The sequence below is a fragment of the Pseudarthrobacter sp. NKDBFgelt genome, from assembly GCF_046097905.1.
GTDB lineage: Bacteria > Actinomycetota > Actinomycetes > Actinomycetales > Micrococcaceae > Arthrobacter > Arthrobacter polychromogenes.
In genome coordinates this window covers 36,721-52,935 of record NZ_JBJURL010000019.1, presented here as the reverse complement: position 1 = coordinate 52,935, position 16,215 = coordinate 36,721, and the positions used below count along the sequence as shown (strand labels likewise).

Annotated in this window: 16 protein-coding genes; 5 read left to right on the top strand and 11 right to left on the bottom strand. The window is 67.4% G+C overall.

The genetic code is table 11. From position 1 onward, the window contains the following. The 6 genes from ACKAE7_RS07475 to ACKAE7_RS07450 all read right to left on the bottom strand — a co-directional run. On the bottom strand, positions 1–252 hold a 252-nt coding region (locus ACKAE7_RS07475; protein WP_408978845.1), incomplete at its 3' end, for a GntR family transcriptional regulator. Next, positions 249–1,880, bottom strand: a complete 1,632-nt coding sequence (locus ACKAE7_RS07470) for a hypothetical protein (RefSeq protein WP_408978844.1) — start codon at positions 1,878–1,880, stop codon at positions 249–251. The genes ACKAE7_RS07475 and ACKAE7_RS07470, both read right to left, overlap by 4 nt. A gap of 81 nt (positions 1,881–1,961) precedes the next feature. Continuing rightward, positions 1,962–2,930, bottom strand: coding sequence for an NUDIX hydrolase (locus ACKAE7_RS07465; protein ID WP_188809589.1), 969 nt, complete (start codon positions 2,928–2,930; stop codon positions 1,962–1,964). Positions 2,931–2,941: 11 nt separating this feature from the next. Next, positions 2,942–5,191 (bottom strand): RNA degradosome polyphosphate kinase, encoded by a 2,250-nt coding sequence (locus tag ACKAE7_RS07460; protein WP_190609644.1) that lies wholly within the window; start codon positions 5,189–5,191, stop codon positions 2,942–2,944. A gap of 131 nt (positions 5,192–5,322) precedes the next feature. Next, complete coding sequence (gene mshD, locus ACKAE7_RS07455; protein WP_191034719.1) at positions 5,323–6,294, bottom strand: mycothiol synthase; 972 nt, start codon at positions 6,292–6,294, stop codon at positions 5,323–5,325. Between the two features lie 33 nt (positions 6,295–6,327). Further along, on the bottom strand, positions 6,328–7,026 hold the full coding sequence (locus tag ACKAE7_RS07450) for a response regulator transcription factor (RefSeq protein WP_066277942.1): 699 nt from the start codon (positions 7,024–7,026) through the stop codon (positions 6,328–6,330). Positions 7,027–7,364: 338 nt separating this feature from the next. On the opposite strand from ACKAE7_RS07450, the gene ACKAE7_RS07445 reads away from it, so the two are divergent. The 5 genes from ACKAE7_RS07445 (at position 7,365) to ACKAE7_RS07425 (ending at position 12,079) form a co-directional block, all read left to right on the top strand. Then, positions 7,365–8,132 carry a permease gene (locus tag ACKAE7_RS07445; protein WP_188809592.1) on the top strand — a complete coding sequence of 256 codons (768 nt, stop codon included), beginning with the start codon at positions 7,365–7,367 and terminating at the stop codon, positions 8,130–8,132. A 173-nt stretch (positions 8,133–8,305) separates the two neighbouring features. After that, positions 8,306–8,914 carry an FABP family protein gene (locus tag ACKAE7_RS07440; RefSeq protein WP_408978843.1) on the top strand — a complete coding sequence of 203 codons (609 nt, stop codon included), beginning with the start codon at positions 8,306–8,308 and terminating at the stop codon, positions 8,912–8,914. Between the two features lie 98 nt (positions 8,915–9,012). Beyond that, positions 9,013–10,098, top strand: a complete 1,086-nt coding sequence (locus tag ACKAE7_RS07435; protein ID WP_408978842.1) for a YgfZ/GcvT domain-containing protein — start codon at positions 9,013–9,015, stop codon at positions 10,096–10,098. After that, positions 10,095–10,499: an ankyrin repeat domain-containing protein gene (locus ACKAE7_RS07430; protein WP_408978841.1), complete on the top strand. Its 405-nt coding sequence runs from the start codon at positions 10,095–10,097 to the stop codon at positions 10,497–10,499. The genes ACKAE7_RS07435 and ACKAE7_RS07430 overlap by 4 nt, the downstream gene beginning before the upstream one ends. A gap of 59 nt (positions 10,500–10,558) precedes the next feature. After that, entirely contained in the window at positions 10,559–12,079 is a 1,521-nt protein-coding gene (locus ACKAE7_RS07425; RefSeq protein WP_408978840.1) for a DHA2 family efflux MFS transporter permease subunit, read from the top strand. Here the strand turns inward: ACKAE7_RS07425 and ACKAE7_RS07420 are convergent. The 5 genes from ACKAE7_RS07420 to ACKAE7_RS07400 form a co-directional block, all read right to left on the bottom strand. Next, positions 12,041–12,757 (bottom strand): GNAT family N-acetyltransferase, encoded by a 717-nt coding sequence (locus ACKAE7_RS07420; RefSeq protein WP_190609651.1) that lies wholly within the window; start codon positions 12,755–12,757, stop codon positions 12,041–12,043. The two genes, ACKAE7_RS07425 and ACKAE7_RS07420, sit on opposite strands and share 39 nt — an antisense overlap. Positions 12,758–12,837: 80 nt before the next feature. Continuing rightward, complete coding sequence (locus ACKAE7_RS07415) at positions 12,838–13,863, bottom strand: ATP-dependent 6-phosphofructokinase (protein ID WP_188809597.1); 1,026 nt, start codon at positions 13,861–13,863, stop codon at positions 12,838–12,840. A 147-nt stretch (positions 13,864–14,010) separates the two neighbouring features. Beyond that, complete coding sequence (locus tag ACKAE7_RS07410; protein ID WP_104184349.1) at positions 14,011–14,268, bottom strand: PspC domain-containing protein; 258 nt, start codon at positions 14,266–14,268, stop codon at positions 14,011–14,013. A 3-nt stretch (positions 14,269–14,271) separates the two neighbouring features. Continuing rightward, entirely contained in the window at positions 14,272–14,556 is a 285-nt protein-coding gene (locus ACKAE7_RS07405) for a hypothetical protein (protein ID WP_192043860.1), read from the bottom strand. A gap of 1 nt (position 14,557) precedes the next feature. Next, positions 14,558–16,186, bottom strand: coding sequence for a PspC domain-containing protein (locus ACKAE7_RS07400; RefSeq protein ID WP_408978839.1), 1,629 nt, complete (start codon positions 16,184–16,186; stop codon positions 14,558–14,560). Positions 16,187–16,215: the final 29 nt, after the last annotated feature.

The window sequence follows — 16,215 nt, the reverse complement described above, 5'->3', positions numbered from 1 at the left end:
GCCGGTGGCCGGGGCGGCGACGACTGTCCCGCCCCGCCGCCGGGAATCCACGAGCCCGGCAGCCTCCAGTTCCTTGTAGGCCCGGGCAACGGTGCCCGCTGCGATGCCAAGGTCGGCCGCGAGGCTGCGGACAGTAGGCAGGCGGCTCCCTGGGGCGAGCGCACCCAACGCGATCAGGGAGCTGATTTGCGAGCGTATCTGTTCATAGGGAGGTGTTGCGGAGCGCAGGTCCACGGTGATCCCGGCACTCATGTGGCCGGTTCCTTCGCAGGGGTGCGGCCGGAGGCGGGGGTGCGGGCGAAGCTGCGCACGGGAATCACGGCAATGACGATCCCCGCGGTGCTCAACAGCACGCCGGTGAAGGGGGCCGCGTCCCAGGCCCAGGCCCAGGAGGCAGGTTCCAGGTCGAGTCCCCGCCGTATGTCCGGCCCCGCTGACAGCAGTAGCACGCCGGCCTGCACCGTGAAACAGGCCGCGAGCGTCCGGACCACCCTATGCACGGTGATGGCGCGGAGCGCGGCGTCCAGCCCGGGGACCGACGTCGGAATGCCCTCCCGGCCTTTCGCGGCCGCCAGGGGAACAACTGCGAGGAGCGCCACGGCAGCGCACGTCCACACGGTGGGAGCCCACGTCGGCAGGATGCCAAGTTCCGGTTGGACGGAGGCAGTCACGACGACGGCTGCGGCCAGTACGGTGAGTGCTGCGATGCCGGTGGTGAGCAGGGCCGGGCTGACCGGCTGCCGCGGCCATCCCCGCGGCGCTTCGGGGGTTCCGTAGTTGCGCTGGATCAGCAGTTCCCCTGCGGCCGTGACCAGCAGGACGGGCGCGGCCGCCATCGCCACCACAAGGGCGGGATGCCCCGTCACGGCCCCCGGAATGATCACCGCCACCAGGACCGGGACAAAAGCGGCAAGCCCGAGGGCTGCGCCCAGGGACATGCATAGCCGGGCGGCGGGGTGGGAGGCCGCTGCCCGCTCACGGGGTTCCAGCCCGCCGCCGTCTGCCTGGACGGCGGGGAGCTTGGGCGGCGCCCACCACCACATGGCCAGCAGGATTGCGAGGTTTACCGCCCCGGCCGCGTTGATCCATCCGCCGGCAACAAGGGAAGGATCGGGCCGTGCTGCGTGGTTGCCCGCGATTGCAGCCAGGCCCGAGGCTATGGTGGCCACGGTCCGCAGCAACCTGTTCATGGCAATGGTCCTGAGGATGTTGTTTTCCTCGGTGTCCAGCGCCTCAAGCCGGCGGCGCCGTGTGATCAGCACCAGCACCAGCCAGGTTCCCACCGTCAGGACAAGGAGGGCAGGGCCGAGGTAGGAAGCCAGTTCGATGCCGGGGACCCGGCCGTCGCCGCCATACGTCACATAGGTGTGGACGGGGTCGGGGCGGGAGCTGTCGGGGACCGGACTGTAGCCGGGAAGCGTCGCCATCCAGCCGATCTGCAGGGCGGTCCCTGCAAACACCGCAAGGACGGTCCAGGCGAGTGGCCGGGGCAGGAAGTCGCGGACCCGCCGCACTTCCAGGTCCGCCTGGCGCCGCGGGAGCCGGGGGCCGGGATAACTCAGCTGGCCGATGGCGTGCACGGCCAGGCACCCGAGAACCGGCCAGGCCAGGGCGGGCACGATCGCTGCGCTGCTGATGAGTGGCTGGGAGTCCGGATTAACGTGCAGGATGCCGGCGTTTCCGGCCGGTTGGAGGGAGCTGGCCAGCCACCCCATGATCCCCACCCAGAATGCGTGCTGGGAGGCAGTGGCCGCGGAACCGCTGCCCGGTCCCCAGATGACCCACCGAAGCAGGAGGTAGCTGCCGGCCGCCAGCAGGAAGGGCCACACCACGGCCATGGGCGGAACATTGGTGAAAAGAGCTGCATCGGTTACCGGCACGTCATCCCCCAGAATTGTGCATCAATGTACTAAGTCTTTGATACAAAGCCCTGGAGGTCAAGCGCAGCCGCAGCGCCGCTCCTAGTCGTCAAACGGCTTGAACTGCTCCACCGCCACGATCCGCCGCTTACCGCCGGGAGCCACATGGCACACCACCAGTTCGCCGGGGGACAGGTAGGGTTCCTTCCCCGGCAGGAGTGCCCTCAGGTGCGGCGGCATGTGCTCCGCGAGCTGCCCGAACACGGTGGGCAGTGCCGGGCGGTGCGTGCAGACCGCCACCGCACGCTGCTTGTCGAACAGGGCTTCAATGACGGCGGCCGTCTTCTTCGGGCTGCGGGAGTGCCGGTGCTCGGTCAGCGCCTCCGCGAGCTTCACCTTGGCACCAACCACCCTGGCGTAAGGTGCGACGGTTGCGGCGCACCGCAGCCAGGGGCTGGTCACCACCCGAAGCGGCTTCCAGGCGTGTAGGAGCCGGCTCACCGCCTGCGCCTGCCGTGTCCCCGTGGCGGCCAGCGGACGCTCGCCTTCGGCCTTGCTCCAGGAGGAGCGCGGCTTTGCCTTGGCATGGCGGAGCACCAGGAGCGGCCACGTGTCCAGGTGCCCGCGCCCGTGGGCTTCCTGCAGGTACTGCAGCGGCACGACGTCGGAGGGGTTGGACAGCAGCGAAGCGGCCTTTTCGGGGGCGCACCACATGATGCTGTCCACCTCCTTGCCGTCGGGAAGGAGCCTTGCCCCGTTGGCCTTGACGGCCCAGTAATAGACCACTTTGAGGCCGGAGGCCACGTGGTAGTGGATGGGCGGCAGCGGAATGCCCAGTTGGGCGGTGAGCCCGATTTCCTCCTGGACCTCCCTGACCGCGCACTCGGGGATTGTTTCGCCGTCGTCGATCTTGCCCTTGGGCCAGGACCAGTCGTCGTAGCGCGGCCGGTGGATCAGCAGGACCTCAAGCTTGTCCCTGACCACGCGCCACGGCACGGCGCCGGCAGCCGTAACGGCTACTGGTTCCCCCGGATGGTCTGTCTGGTCTGCTACGAGTGCATCGCTCGACAAAACAGGAGCCCTTAACGCCGGCTCAGGCTGCGCTGCCGGGGGCGGGACGCCAGCAGCCAGGACTGGACATCCTCAAGGGGCTTGCCGTCGTCGGAGAGGTGGTGCCGGGTCCAGACGCCCTCCTTGTCCAGGTGCCAGCTGGAGGCTTCGGGGGCCATGTAACGCCGCAGCAGGTCAAGGACGTAGTTGATGTCGTCGGTGCTGGACAGCTGGACCAGGGCCTCCACCCTGCGGTCAAGGTTGCGGTGCATCATGTCCGCCGAGCCGATGTACACCACGGGATCCCCGCCGTTGGCGAAGGCGAAAACCCGGGAGTGCTCCAGGAACCTGCCCAGGATGGACCGGACGGTGATGTTATCGCTGAGACCGGGCACCCCGGGGCGGAGCGAGCAGATACCGCGGACCACCACGTCAACCTCTACTCCGGCCTGCGAGGCGCGGTAGAGGGAATCGATGATGGCCTCGTCCACCATGGAGTTGACCTTGATCTGCACCCGGCCGGGGATCCCGGCGCGGGCGTTGCGGATCTCGGTCTCAATCCGGTCGATCAGCCCTGAACGGACGGAACGCGGCGCCACCAGCAGCCTCTTGAACGTGGACTTGGGCGCGTAGCCGGAGAGCTGGTTGAAGAGCTTGGACAGGTCCTCGCCCACCTGCTCATTGGCGGTCAGGAGGCCCAGGTCCTCGTAGTAGCGGGCGGTCCGGGGGTGGTAGTTACCTGTGCCGATGTGGCAGTAGCGCCGCAGCCCGTCAACCTCCTGGCGCACCACCAGCGAGAGCTTGCAGTGCGTCTTGAGGCCAACGATGCCGTAGACCACATGTACGCCGGCCTGTTCCAGCTTGCGGGCCCAGGAGATGTTCGCCTGCTCATCGAACCGGGCCTTGATCTCCACCAGGGCCAGGACCTGCTTGCCTGCCTCGGCCGCGTCGATCAGGGCGTCAACGATGGGGGAGTCGCCGGACGTGCGGTACAGGGTCTGCTTGATGGCCTGGACCTTGGGGTCGGCGGCGGCCTGTTCCAGGAACGCCTGCACCGAGGTGGAAAACGAGTCGTAGGGGTGGTGGAGCAGGATGTCCCGGCGGCGCATGGCGGCGAACACGTTGGCGGCCTTGGACGTCTCCGACTCGTTCAGGTACCGGGACGTGTGCGGAACGTGCTTTGGGTAGTGAAGGTCGGCGCGGTCAATGCCGGCGATCACGGAGAGTCCCCGGAGGTCCAGGGGGGCCGGGACGGAATAGACCTCGGATTCCTCGACGCCGAGCTCGCGGATCAGCAGCGCGCGGATGTTCGGGTTGATGTCGTTGGTGACCTCGAGCCGGACGGGCGGGCCGAAGCGGCGGCGCAGGAGTTCCTTTTCGAGGGCCTGGAGGAGGTTTTCGGCGTCATCCTCTTCCACCTCCACGTCCTCGTTCCGCGTGACGCGGAAGCTGTGGTGCTCCAGGACCTCCATCCCGGGGAACAGTTTGTCCAGGTGGACCGCGATGACTTCCTCGAGTGCAATGAAGCGCGCCACGCGTCCGGCCACGGCGCCGGCACGGGGGCCGTCGATGGACATCAGGCGCGGGAGCTGGTCCGGCACCTTGACGCGGGCAAAGAGTTCCTTGTCGCTGATCGGGTTGCGCACCACCACGGCAAGGTTCAGCGAGAGGCCGGAAATGTAGGGGAAGGGGTGCGCCGGATCCACCGCGAGGGGCGTGAGGATGGGAAACACCTTCTCGGCGAAGATCACGCTGAGCTGCTGCTGCGCCGCGTCATCCAGCTCATCCCAGTGCATGAGGTGGATGTGCTCGTAGGCCAGGGCCGGGCGGATCTGCTCGGCCCAGACCTGCGCGTGCCGCTGCTGGAGCCGGTGGGCTTCCCCGCTGATTCTCTCCAGCACCTCAACAGGGCTCAGGCCCGCGGGGGAGGGAACTGCGAGGCCGGTGGCGATGCGCCGTTTCAGGCCTGCCACCCGGACCATGAAGAATTCGTCCAGGTTGGAAGCAAAGATCGACAGGAAGCTGACGCGCTCCAGCAGGTGGAGTGTGGGGTCCTCCGCCAGTTCCAGGACGCGGGAGTTGAAGCTGAGCCAGCTCAGTTCACGGTCCAGGAACCGGTCCGGGCGGATGTCGCCCTCCGGCTGCAGGTTTGGCGCAAACTCCGGGATGTCAATGCGGTCCTGGGTGGCGCGCGAGGCGGGGACTTCCGAGGAGCCGAAGCGGGCGCGGACCGGCACTGCGACGTCCTGGGACGTGACTGCTCCGGAAGGTTCCGGGTTCATGGCATCTCCTTTACCTGGCGGTTGATGCTGGCGCTTCCGGCCTGCGCGGGTTCTGCTTCAACCTTACAAGCAATCAGGGCGCCGAAGGCCGTGCATTTCCCGCCCGGGAGGCCGTATGTCCGCCTGCTGGACTAAACAGTAGCCACCTGTCCGTACATGACGTCCATGTCCCAGCGGGTGAACCCCAGGCTCCGGTACAGCGACACAGCAGCTGCGTTGTCGGCGTCGGTGTACAGCATGACGGCGTGCAGCCCCAGCTCCTGGAGGTGCCGGATACCGGCAACCGTGAGGGCCTTGCCCAGTCCCATGCCCTGGGCTTCCGGCGCCACGCCCACCGCGTAGACCTCGCCGATAGCCGGATGCGGGCCGTGCTTCGGATGGACCTTGGTCCAGTGGAAGCCCAGCAGTTGGCCCTGCCCGCCCTCGGCCAGGAGGAAACCCGAGGGGTCGAACCAGTCCTCAGCCATCCGGGCCTCGAGGTCGGCCCGGGTGAGGCTGCCCTGTTCAGGATGGTGCGCAAAAGCGGCCCGGTTTGTTGCCAGCCACGCGTCTTCATCCTGGCCGGGCACGAAGGTCCGGAGGGACACGCCCTCCGGCAGGGCGGCCTCGGGAAGGTCCGCCCCCGCCGTCGTCATCCTCATCTTCCACAGTTCACGGACCGGGCCGAACCCATAACGGGCGGCCAGGTCCGCGGCGGCCTCATGGTTGCCGTGGGACCACGCCTTCAGCCCCTCCAGCCCGCGGCTGCCCTTGAGCGCACCCACCAGGCGGTCCGCCACACCCTGGTTCCGGTAGCTGGGATGGACAGCGATCTCAAGCACGCCGGTGCCGTCGGGTTCCTCCACCACCACGGCGAATCCGGCCAGGTCCTGGCCGGTGGCCGGGTCGGAGTCCTCATCCGGGGCATACAGGGCCAGGGTCAGCGGTGACTGCCCGGCCGATCCGCCGGTGCGCATGGTCACCAGTGTCTGTTCCGAAATGGAGGGGTTGCCGTCAGATTCCTCTGCCGCTGCCAGGAGGTTCCGGCAGTCCCTCAGGAGCTGCTGGTCAACAGCGCCCCGTTCTGTATGGACGGGCCACTTCTCAGGATGCGCTGGAGTCATGAGGCAAGGCTATACGGGAAGCCGCAAGGGCGCTCAGGCCTCGGTGAGCTCGTCTTCCTGCTGCCGGACCAGGGTGAGGCGGTAGCCCACGTTGCGCACGGTGCTGATGAGGTTTTCATGGTCGGCGCCGAGCTTTGCCCGCAGGCGCCTGACGTGGACGTCCACGGTGCGGGTGCCTCCGTAGTAGTCATAGCCCCACACCTCGGTGAGCAGCTGCTGCCGGGTGAAAACGCGGCCGGGGTGCTGCGCCAGGTACTTGAGCAGCTCGAATTCCTTGAAAGTCAGGTTCAGCGGTGCGCCGTTGACGCGGGCGGTGTAGCTTGCCTCGTCGATGACGACTCCGGCTGCGCGGATCTCCGTCGGCGCGTCCTCATGGTCCGGGACGGCCCTGGCAACGGAAAGCCTGATGCGGGCCTCCACCTCGGCCGGGCCTGCCGAGTCGAGCACGATGTCATCCACGGCCCATGCGGAGGAAACGGCGGCCATGCCGCCCTCGGTCAGGATCAGGACCAGGGGAGCGCTGAGGCCGGTGGCTTTGAGCAGCTGGGTGAGCGAGCGGGCGCCCACCAGGTCTTTCCGGGCATCCAGCAGCACAATGTCGCACGGATCGGTCTCCAGCAGGGCCGTGGGCTCGGCAGGAAGGATGTGGACCCGGTGGTTCAGCAGTTCCAGGGCAGGCAGGATGTCCACCGAAGAGCCAGTGCTGTTCGTCAAGAGCAGGATGTGCGACATTGTTCCTCCATGGGCCGTCCGCGCATCATTGGGCGACTGAACCGGGTTTTCACCGGCCGGTACTGGCTTCCTGCTCCGGCGTTGGGCCAGCAGAAAAGAGCCGGCCTGCCACCTCAGCAGTGAGCTTAGCTGAGCTTTGAGTATACCCGCAGGCCTCTCCGGAGCCATGGATCCGGGCCGGATGGACGGACGTTTTGCGACATATCCCGTTCATATAAGGCAGGATTGAACCAGGGCCCCGACGCCCTCCGCGAAGGGCGGCCCCGCCCTTCCAGGTCGACGCCAGGATGGGATTGCAGCGCAGTGAGTGCAGAAACTAAGTCCAGGCCGGGCTCCGCATGACCGCGGAGCTGCAGGCGCCGGCGCGGTCGTTGGGCTCATGGACTATCGGCGTCGTGGGGATGGCCGGCCTCGCTGCGATCATCGCCGGTGTCTACACCTCCCGTGAGGTGCTTGTGGCCGTTGCTGTTGCCATGGCCGCCGCCGTCGGCATCGGGTGGCCGCATTTCCTTCGGATTCCCGCCAAGAAGACCCTGGCCGCCGTGATTGCCGTGCCAGGGGCCGGGGCAGCTGTTGCTGCCGGCCTGGCCCCTGCCCCCGGCTACCTGGACTGGACCCCGGCGTTCATTGCCCTGGGCATGATGGCCGTGTTCATTGTGCAGCTGCTCCGCGGAACCGGGCAGGCCCAGCGGCTGGAATCCACCCTGGGCTGCTGCGCGGGTGTGCTGCTCGCCTGCCTGGGTTCCGGCTGGATAGCCGGGGCACGGTTCAACGGCGTCCGGGAGATGCTCCTGGTGGCGGCCATCAGCGCCGCAGTTGCGCTGCTGGCCGGGCTGATCCGCTGGCCGGACAGCGTCGTGGCGCCCCTGGGCATTGTGCTGGCAGGCCTCGCGGGACCGCTCGCCGGGCTGGTGCTCTCGGACATCGCCGTCCTGCCGGCAGCCATCTTCGGCGTGGTGGTGGGCGCGGTGCTGGCGAGCTTCCGGCGACTGGCCACCCTGCGGGGTGCGCCCCTGAACATCCCCGCTGCGCTTAGCATGGGCCTTGCCCCTGTCTCGGCGGTGGGTTCCCTTGCCTACTTCATAGACAAACTCCTCATCTACTAACGCGTTAGGATGGCATCATGTCCGTACTTGCTTTTGAAATCTTCTTCCTTGTCCTGCTCGGCATCGCCAGCCTCGCCATGGCCTGGTTTGCCGGATTCGTGGTCTACCGCCTCTTCAAGGGCCAGAAGTAGACGCCTTTTTCCGGAGCTAGCCGATTTCCAGAGGTAGTCGCTGTGCCCATTGAGATTCCTACAGACCTGACTCCAGAACTCGTTCCGCTTTCCTGGCTCATTGGTGAGTGGGAGGGCCGCGGCCGCCTCGGCAGCGGTGACGAGGACTCGGAGCACTTCCTGCAGCACGTGTCCTTTACGCACAACGGGCTGCCGTACCTTCAGTACCGTGCGGAAAGCTGGCTGACGGACGACGACGGCACGCGCCTGCGGCCGCTTACTGTCGAGACAGGCTTTTGGGCGCTGGAGCGTAAACAGCTTGATGCCGACGGCGGCCCCGGCCTGATCCCCGCGGACATCGTTCCGGCGCTGAAGAGTGCGGACGAGGTGGAGGCCCTGCGCAACAGCGAGGGCGGGTTCGACATCTCGGTGTCCATCTCCCACCCCGGAGGCATTTCCGAGCTGTACTACGGGCAGATCAAGGGCCCGCAGATCCAGCTCACCACGGATTTGGTCATGCGCGGGAGCCATTCCAAGGACTACAGCGCCGCCACCCGCATCTTCGGCCTGGTGGACGGCAACCTCCTGTGGCGCTGGGATGTTGCTGTTGGCGGCAAGGAAGGCAAAGGCCTGGAAGCGCATGCCTCGGCCTTCCTGAAAAAGGTTTCCTGACTCCTCCCGGTCCTTCGGCTTAAAGACGCAGGCGGCCCGGATCCACTCCGGCCATGAAAATCCGGAATACCGCCGAGCCCCTAGGACTTCTACTACATATGACTACTCCCAGCCCCCTGCTGTCGCGCCCTGGCGCCGTTGAGGCGGCCGGCGCGGACGCCGGCGTTGCCGCCCACTACGGTGAGCCCCTGCGCGAGCAGCGCGCCCTCGCGGCCGGAACCGCCGTCGTCGACCTCTCCCACCGCGGCGTTGTCTCGGTAACCGGTCCGGACCGCCTGAGCTGGCTCAACACCCTTTCCTCCCAGCAGGTCGCCGGCCTGCAGCCGAATGAATCCAGTGAACTCCTCCTCCTGAGCGTGCAGGGCAGGATTGATTTCGACGCGCGGGTCATTGACGACGGCACCACCACCTGGCTTCTTGTCGAGGCCGCCGAAGCGGCGCCCCTCGCGGAGTTCCTTAACAGGATGAAGTTCATGCTGCGGGTGGAGATCGCCGATGTTTCCGCGGACTGGGCTGTTGTTGGCAGCACCAAAGCTGTCCCGGAGTGGTCCGGCCTGCTGGCCTGGCAGGACCCGTGGCCGCACGTGGGGGCAGGCGGCTACTCTTATGCGACCGTCCCGGAGGCCAGCCACCCTGGCCTTGACCGCCCGTGGTTCGAATACCTCGTTCCGGCCGATCACCTGGAGGAGACGGTTGCGGGGCGTCCCCTTGCGGGCGTCCTTGCCGCCGAAGCGCTGCGCGTGGCAGCCTGGCGCCCCCGGATCGGGGCGGAAACGGACGACAAGACCATCCCGCACGAACTTGACCTGCTTCGGACCGCGGTGCACCTGGCCAAGGGCTGCTACAAGGGCCAGGAAACAGTAGCCCGGGTACACAACCTCGGCCACCCGCCCCGCCGCCTCGTGTTCCTCCAGCTGGACGGATCCCAGCACACCCTGCCGGAGGCCGGCAGTCCGGTCCTGGTGGGGGAACGCAAAGTGGGGGCGGTGACGTCCGTGGCCCAGCATTACGAGATGGGCCCGGTTGCACTGGCAGTCATAAAACGTTCGGTCGCCCCGGATGAAATACTGACGGTCCTGGACGGCGACGAGCCATACCCTGCCGTCCAGGAACTCATCGTTGCCCCAGATGCCGGCCAGGTGGTGGGGCGCCAGACCGGATTCCTCAGGGGGCCACGACCATGACGGACAACGTTCAGCCCGATCCAGGGCCCGACGACGACGCGCTGGCTTTGGCGCATACGCTCTTCCATGCTGCCAGGGAGGGGGACACGGCGCTGCTCCGTGCCTACCTGGACGCCGGCGCTCCCGCCACCCTGACCAATTCGGCAGGGGATTCCCTCCTCATGCTGGCCGCCTACCATGGCCACGCGGAGACCGTTCAGCTCATCCTGGAACACGGCGCCGAGCCCGGCACTGCCAACGACCGCGGCCAGACTCCGCTCGCGGGAGCGGCGTTCAAGGGCTACACCGATGTGGCCCGGGTACTGCTGCATGCCGGGGCCGACCCGGACGCCGGCGCGCCGTCGGCCCGCGCCGCTGCCCAGATGTTCGCCCGCCAGGAGATCCTGGACCTCCTGGCCTAGGCGGGACCCAGCCGTTTACCCGGTCCCGCCCGGCAGCAACCACCTGACGAAGGATGACCGTGGAAAACGTCGCAAAACCCTGGCCGGCCCTGTGGTCCCTGGTGATCGGGTTCTTTATGATCCTGGTCGACACCACCATCGTGTCCGTGGCGAACCCGCGGATCATGGAGGGCCTGGACGCTGACATCAATTCGGTCATCTGGGTCACCAGCGCCTACCTCCTGGCCTACGCGGTCCCGCTGCTCATCACCGGCAGGCTGGGCGACCGCTTCGGCCCCAAGAAGCTGTACCTCTCAGGCCTGGTGGTCTTCACCATGGCATCGCTGTGGTGCGGGCTGTCCGGCGACGTGGAGACACTCATCGCGGCCCGCGTGCTGCAGGGGCTCGGCGCCGCCATGATGACGCCGCAGACCATGGCAGTCATCACCCGCGTTTTTCCGCCGGACAGGCGGGGCGCGGCCATGGCCATCTGGGGTGCCACCGCCGGCCTGGCCACCCTCGTGGGCCCTATCCTGGGCGGCGTCCTGGTGGACGGACTCGGCTGGGAATGGATCTTCTTCATCAACGTCCCCATCGGAATCGCCGGTTTTATCCTCGCCCTGCGCAACGTACCGGCCCTGAGCACCCACCCGCACCGGTTCGACATTCCCGGCGTGGTGCTGAGCGCCGTCGGACTTTTCCTCCTGGTGTTCGGCATCCAGGAGGGCGAAAGCTACAACTGGGGCACCATCGCCGGGCCTGTCACGGTGTGGGGCCTGATCATCGCCGGCCTTGCCGTGCTGGCGCTTTTTGTGGCCTGGCAGCGGTTCAACAAAGGTGAGCCGCTGCTGCCGCTGGCGCTCTTCCGGGACCGCAACTTTTCCCTGGCCAACATCGGAATCACCACCGTTGGCTTCACCGTGACCGCGTTCAGCCTGCCGCTCATCTTCTACTACCAGCTGGTCCGCGGCCTCACGCCCACCCAGTCCGCGCTGATGATGGTGCCCATGGCACTGATCTCGGGCGGCCTGGCGCCGGTAGTGGGCAAGATCATCGACAGGGTCAACCCGAAATTCATCGCCGCGGCCGGCCTGGTGCTGATGGCCGTGGCCCTGGCCTGGAACTCGGCCCTGATGCAGCCGGACACCCCCATCCTGCTGTTCCTGCTGCCCAGCGCCATCCTGGGATTCGCCAACGCAGGCATCTGGGCTCCGCTGAGCACCACCGCCACCCGCAACCTTCCCCCGCGGCAGGCCGGGGCCGGGTCCGGCGTCTACAACACCACACGGCAGATCGGCGCCGTGCTGGGCAGCGCAGCCATTGCGGTGCTGATCCAGGCGCGGCTGGCCGCGGAGCTTCCGGCCGGTGGCCCCGGTGGCCCCGGCGGGGCAGCGGGCGAGGGCATGGCCCTGTCCGGAGGCCTCCCCGAGGCCCTCCACGGCGGATTTTCGACGGCGATGGGCCAATCCATGCTCCTGCCTGCCGGGGTCATCCTGGCAGGCGCGGCGGTGGCGCTGTTCTTCGCCAAGCCGCAGCCGGTTCAGGGCTGGGGCGTGCCGGGGTCAGCCAAGGTGGACGCTGGTCTGGATTCCGCCGGCTGACAAGCCCAGCTTCCGGGCCAGCGCCAGGGAACCTGTATTGCTGACGTCCGTCCGCCACTGGAGGGTCAGTCCCGCCGCAAGGGCCTCATGGGCGGCAATTGAGGCTGCCAGGGAGCCCAGTCCGCGCCGGCGCCATTCAGGGTCCACCAGGACGCCAAGATGCGCCAGCAGCCCTTCCCACTCCGTGTATGCCCCGCAGGCCAGGGGCACCCGGCGCCCCTCCAGTTCATGGACGATGGTGTAGCGGTTCTCCAGGTCTGAAAGGCCCACTTCGTTGACGTCGTCGGGCGGGCACCGGCCTTCAAGCTCGATCGCTTCGGCGTTGGCGTGCGAGACGGTCATTTCCTCCGGCGGCTGCCTGAGGGGCAGGTCGTCCGCAAAAAAGAGTGCGGCTGCCCCCAGGCCGTGCCCGCCGTGCTGCCTGGTGAGGGTCAGCAGTGTGACGTGCTGCGCCATTTCCTCGTCGGGAAGGTCCGCCGCGGCATCAATGACCCATGGGGGACCCACCAGCGCCGAGCTGCCGAACAGCCGGACGAACTCGACGGTCCGCGCCGACTGGTCGGCACGGACTATGCGTTCCCCGGAGGCCAGGGCGGAGCTGAAGGCGTCATCATCCAGCCTGAGGCGCCGGGCCCACGCAAGCTGGATGATGGCGGCCGAACCGGGGTCGAGTGTCATGCTCCCAGCCTAGGACGGGCAACCGGTCCCGTTGGACAGGACACATCGGCCGCCGGCACTCTTCAGGGGTACAGGACGGCTCAGCCGAACAGGACGGAAGCTTCGTCGTAGCGGTTCTGCGGGACGGTCTTCAGCTTGCCCAGGGCTTCCTGGAAGCCCACGTGCTCAATGTCCGTTCCCTTGAGCGCCACCATGGTGCCCCAGTAGCCCTCAACCACCGAGTCGATGGCCGCCATGCCCAGCCGGGTGGCCAGGACACGGTCGAAGGCGGACGGCACGCCGCCGCGCTGGATGTGGCCCAGGATGGTGGCCCGGGTTTCAATGCCGGTCCGGGCTTCCAGTTCAGGGGCCAGCTGGTCTGCGATGCCGCCCAGGCGGGGCCGTCCGAAGGTGTCCAGGCCGCGCTCGGAATGCGGGGTTTCCATGTGCTCGGGAACGAACCCCTCAGCCACGACCACCAGCGGCGCGCGGCCACGGGCATGGGCCTCGTTCACCCATTCGGTGATCTGCTCGATGCTGACTTTCTGTTCCGGAATGAGGATGGCGTGGGCACCTGCAGCCATGCCGGCGTGCAGGGCGATCCAGCCGACGTGCCGGCCCATGACTTCGGCGATCATGCAGCGGTGGTGCGATTCCCCGGTGGTCCGGAGCCTGTCGATGGCCTCGGTGGCGATCTGCACGGCGGTGTCGAAACCGAAGGTGTAGTCGGTGGCGTCGAGGTCGTTGTCAACGGTCTTGGGAACGCCGACGATCTTCAGGCCGGCGTCGGTAAGCCGCTTGGCTGCCGCCAGCGTGCCCTCACCGCCGATCGCGATGATGGCATCGATGCCCAGGCGCTCCATGTGGGCCTTGATGACCTCGGGGCCGCCGCCGTTTTCGAACGGGTTGGTGCGGGAGGTACCCAGGATGGTGCCGCCCTGCTTGGCAATGCCGCGGACCATGGTCCGGGGGATGTCGATGATGTCGCCCTCAACAACGCCGCGCCAGCCGTCGAGGAAACCGACGAACTCGTGGCCGTGGATGGCAATTCCCTTGAGGACTGCTCCGCGGATCACCGCATTCAGTCCGGGGCAGTCGCCACCGCTGGTAAGGATTCCAATTTTCATGTCTCGCTCAAATCCTGGGGAGAGGGTTTACAGGCAGAGCGCCACGCTGAGCTCACATAGAGTCTAGTGCGGTGTGTGCGGTACGACACAAACTGGTTACACGAAGGGCCCCGCTCCAAGGGGAGCGGGGCCCGGTGTGCCCGTTTATCATGGGCGGTTCAGTGACCGCCTGTCGAGGAACGACTGCAGCGGGATGACGTTCCGCTGGTCCGGCAGGATTACCCAGGCCACGAGGTAGAAAACGAAGGCGGGGCCGGGGAGGAGGGCAAAGAGGAGGAAGGCAATGCGGACGTAGGCCACGTCCACGTTGAGTTTTGCCGCGATCCCTCCCAGGACGCCTCCCAGGATGCGCTGGGGTCCGCGTTTCAGGCCCAGGCCCCTGACGATGCTGAAGAATTTATCCATGGTTCAAGACTTCCGTGTTGTGGTGCCGTTGTCACTTTTCCTGGCGGAGAGGAGACCTCCGACCACCAGGGCCGCTCCCGCCCCGATCATGAGGCCGATCAGGACGTAGGTCCCGTTGAGGGTGACGATTCCGAGCTGGGCGATGATGATCAGGGCTGCCAGGGCAAGTACGATCAGGCCCCATACGATGGTTCCCACCCGCGCCCCGGAGGGAGGGACGGAGTCGGTGCGTGCCGCCGCGGAGCTCCCGGGGATGTACGGGTCCGGCGCCGGTGTCTGGCTGCTCATGTCAGTTACCTTCCTTGATGGTGACGTTGCTGACGGTGCCGTCGATCTCGATGATCAGGGGGCTGCCGGGCTTGTCGGTGTTGTAGCTGCTTTCGCGTGTGGTTGTCCCGCCGCGCTGGCTTCCGCCTTCCGTGAGGTTGCCCAGGGTCATATCGGCGCGGATGTCCACGGGCACGGAGTCGGGGATCACCACCGTGACGTTGCTGGCGGTGAAATCGAGGGGGACAAGCACCTCGGACTCGAGGGGGGCGTCCAGGGCGAGCCCGGTGAGGTCAACGGTTCCGCGTCCCGCCGTGATGTTCAGCCCCTCGCTTGCCTGCTGGATGCTCGTGGGTGCCCAGTCAACTTCCTGGAATCGGACGCGCTCGCCGTTGTTGCCCACCACGTTGAAGATTCCTCCCGTGATGAGGGCTGCCACTGCAAAGAACGACAGGATGCCCGAGGTGCGGCCGCGGAAGCCCAGAATGAGGATCCCGAGGCCCAGGACCGCCGCCGCACTGGCCCAGGCGATGGCGTTCGTGGAGTCGCCGAGGTCGATGATGTTGGTGACGTCCAGGGCCTTCAGTCCCGCGCCGACAATCAGTGCGCTGCCGGCAGCGATCGCGACGGCGGGGGCACCGGGACCTGCGGGGCGCACCTTGGGTGCCGGCGGAGGACCCTGCGGCTGCCAGGTGCTGCCGCCGCCTTTGTTGTCCCAGCCGCCGCTGCCGGAGCCGCCGGTGCCGTAGGGGCTGCCGGTAAACGGGCCGGTCCCTGCAACGTCCGAGTACGGGGGCGCCGTTGCCGTGGAGACTGCGCCAGAGTGCATGGTGGTGCCGGGGTATGGGTTGCCCGGGTAGGAGGTGGCGCCGGGTGCGGCTGCGCCCGCCGCCGTGCCCACCGCTGCTTTGTTACGCTGCGCGAGGTAGTAGACCAGGTAGATGGCGCCGCCAACCCAGAAGAGGGTCCAGAGGAAGGCGCCGAAACCGTGGTTGCTCCAGCCCCAGAAATCGCCGCCCAGTCCGCTGAAGCCCAGGATTACGGCGATCAGGGAACCGGTCATGCCGCTGGTCCACCGGCCTGCGCCGGCTTCCTGGACGTGGATCCTTCCATCGGGCTCTGGCAGGAAGGCCCATGCCAGGCCGTAGAAAAGTACACCGATGCCGGCGAAAAGGGTCATCACGATGAAGACGCCGCGGACGATCAGCGGGTCGATGCCCAGGCGCCGGGCAATGCCGCTGGAGACACCGCCGATCCAGCGGTCCTGGCCACGGGTGATCCCATGGCTGCGCACCCAGCCGAAGAAGTCGGCCTGCTGGTTGGGTGCTCCGGCATAGGGGTAGCTGCCTGCACCCTGCCTTTCGCTGCCCGGGCCGGGGCTGCCCTGGCCCGGGTACGCTCCGGCCGGCTGCCCGGCATAAGCCGCGCCGGCGCCGTCGTACGCCTCGTCATCCCGCATGGATCCGTGAGCGGGGCCGTCCTCGTCTTCGTGCTCCGGATTCTGGTCCGACGCCGACGGGGGAGCAGGTGAGGGGGAAGGCGCCGAGAGGGAGTCAGCCGGCGGGAGGGGCCTGGTGGGGTTTTCGTTTTCCCGTTTGGGGAGGGGCTCCGTCGGGTGGCCGTCGTCAGGGGTGGGGGTTTGCGAGTTCATGCTTCGATCCTTCCGCTTGAGGAGCCTCG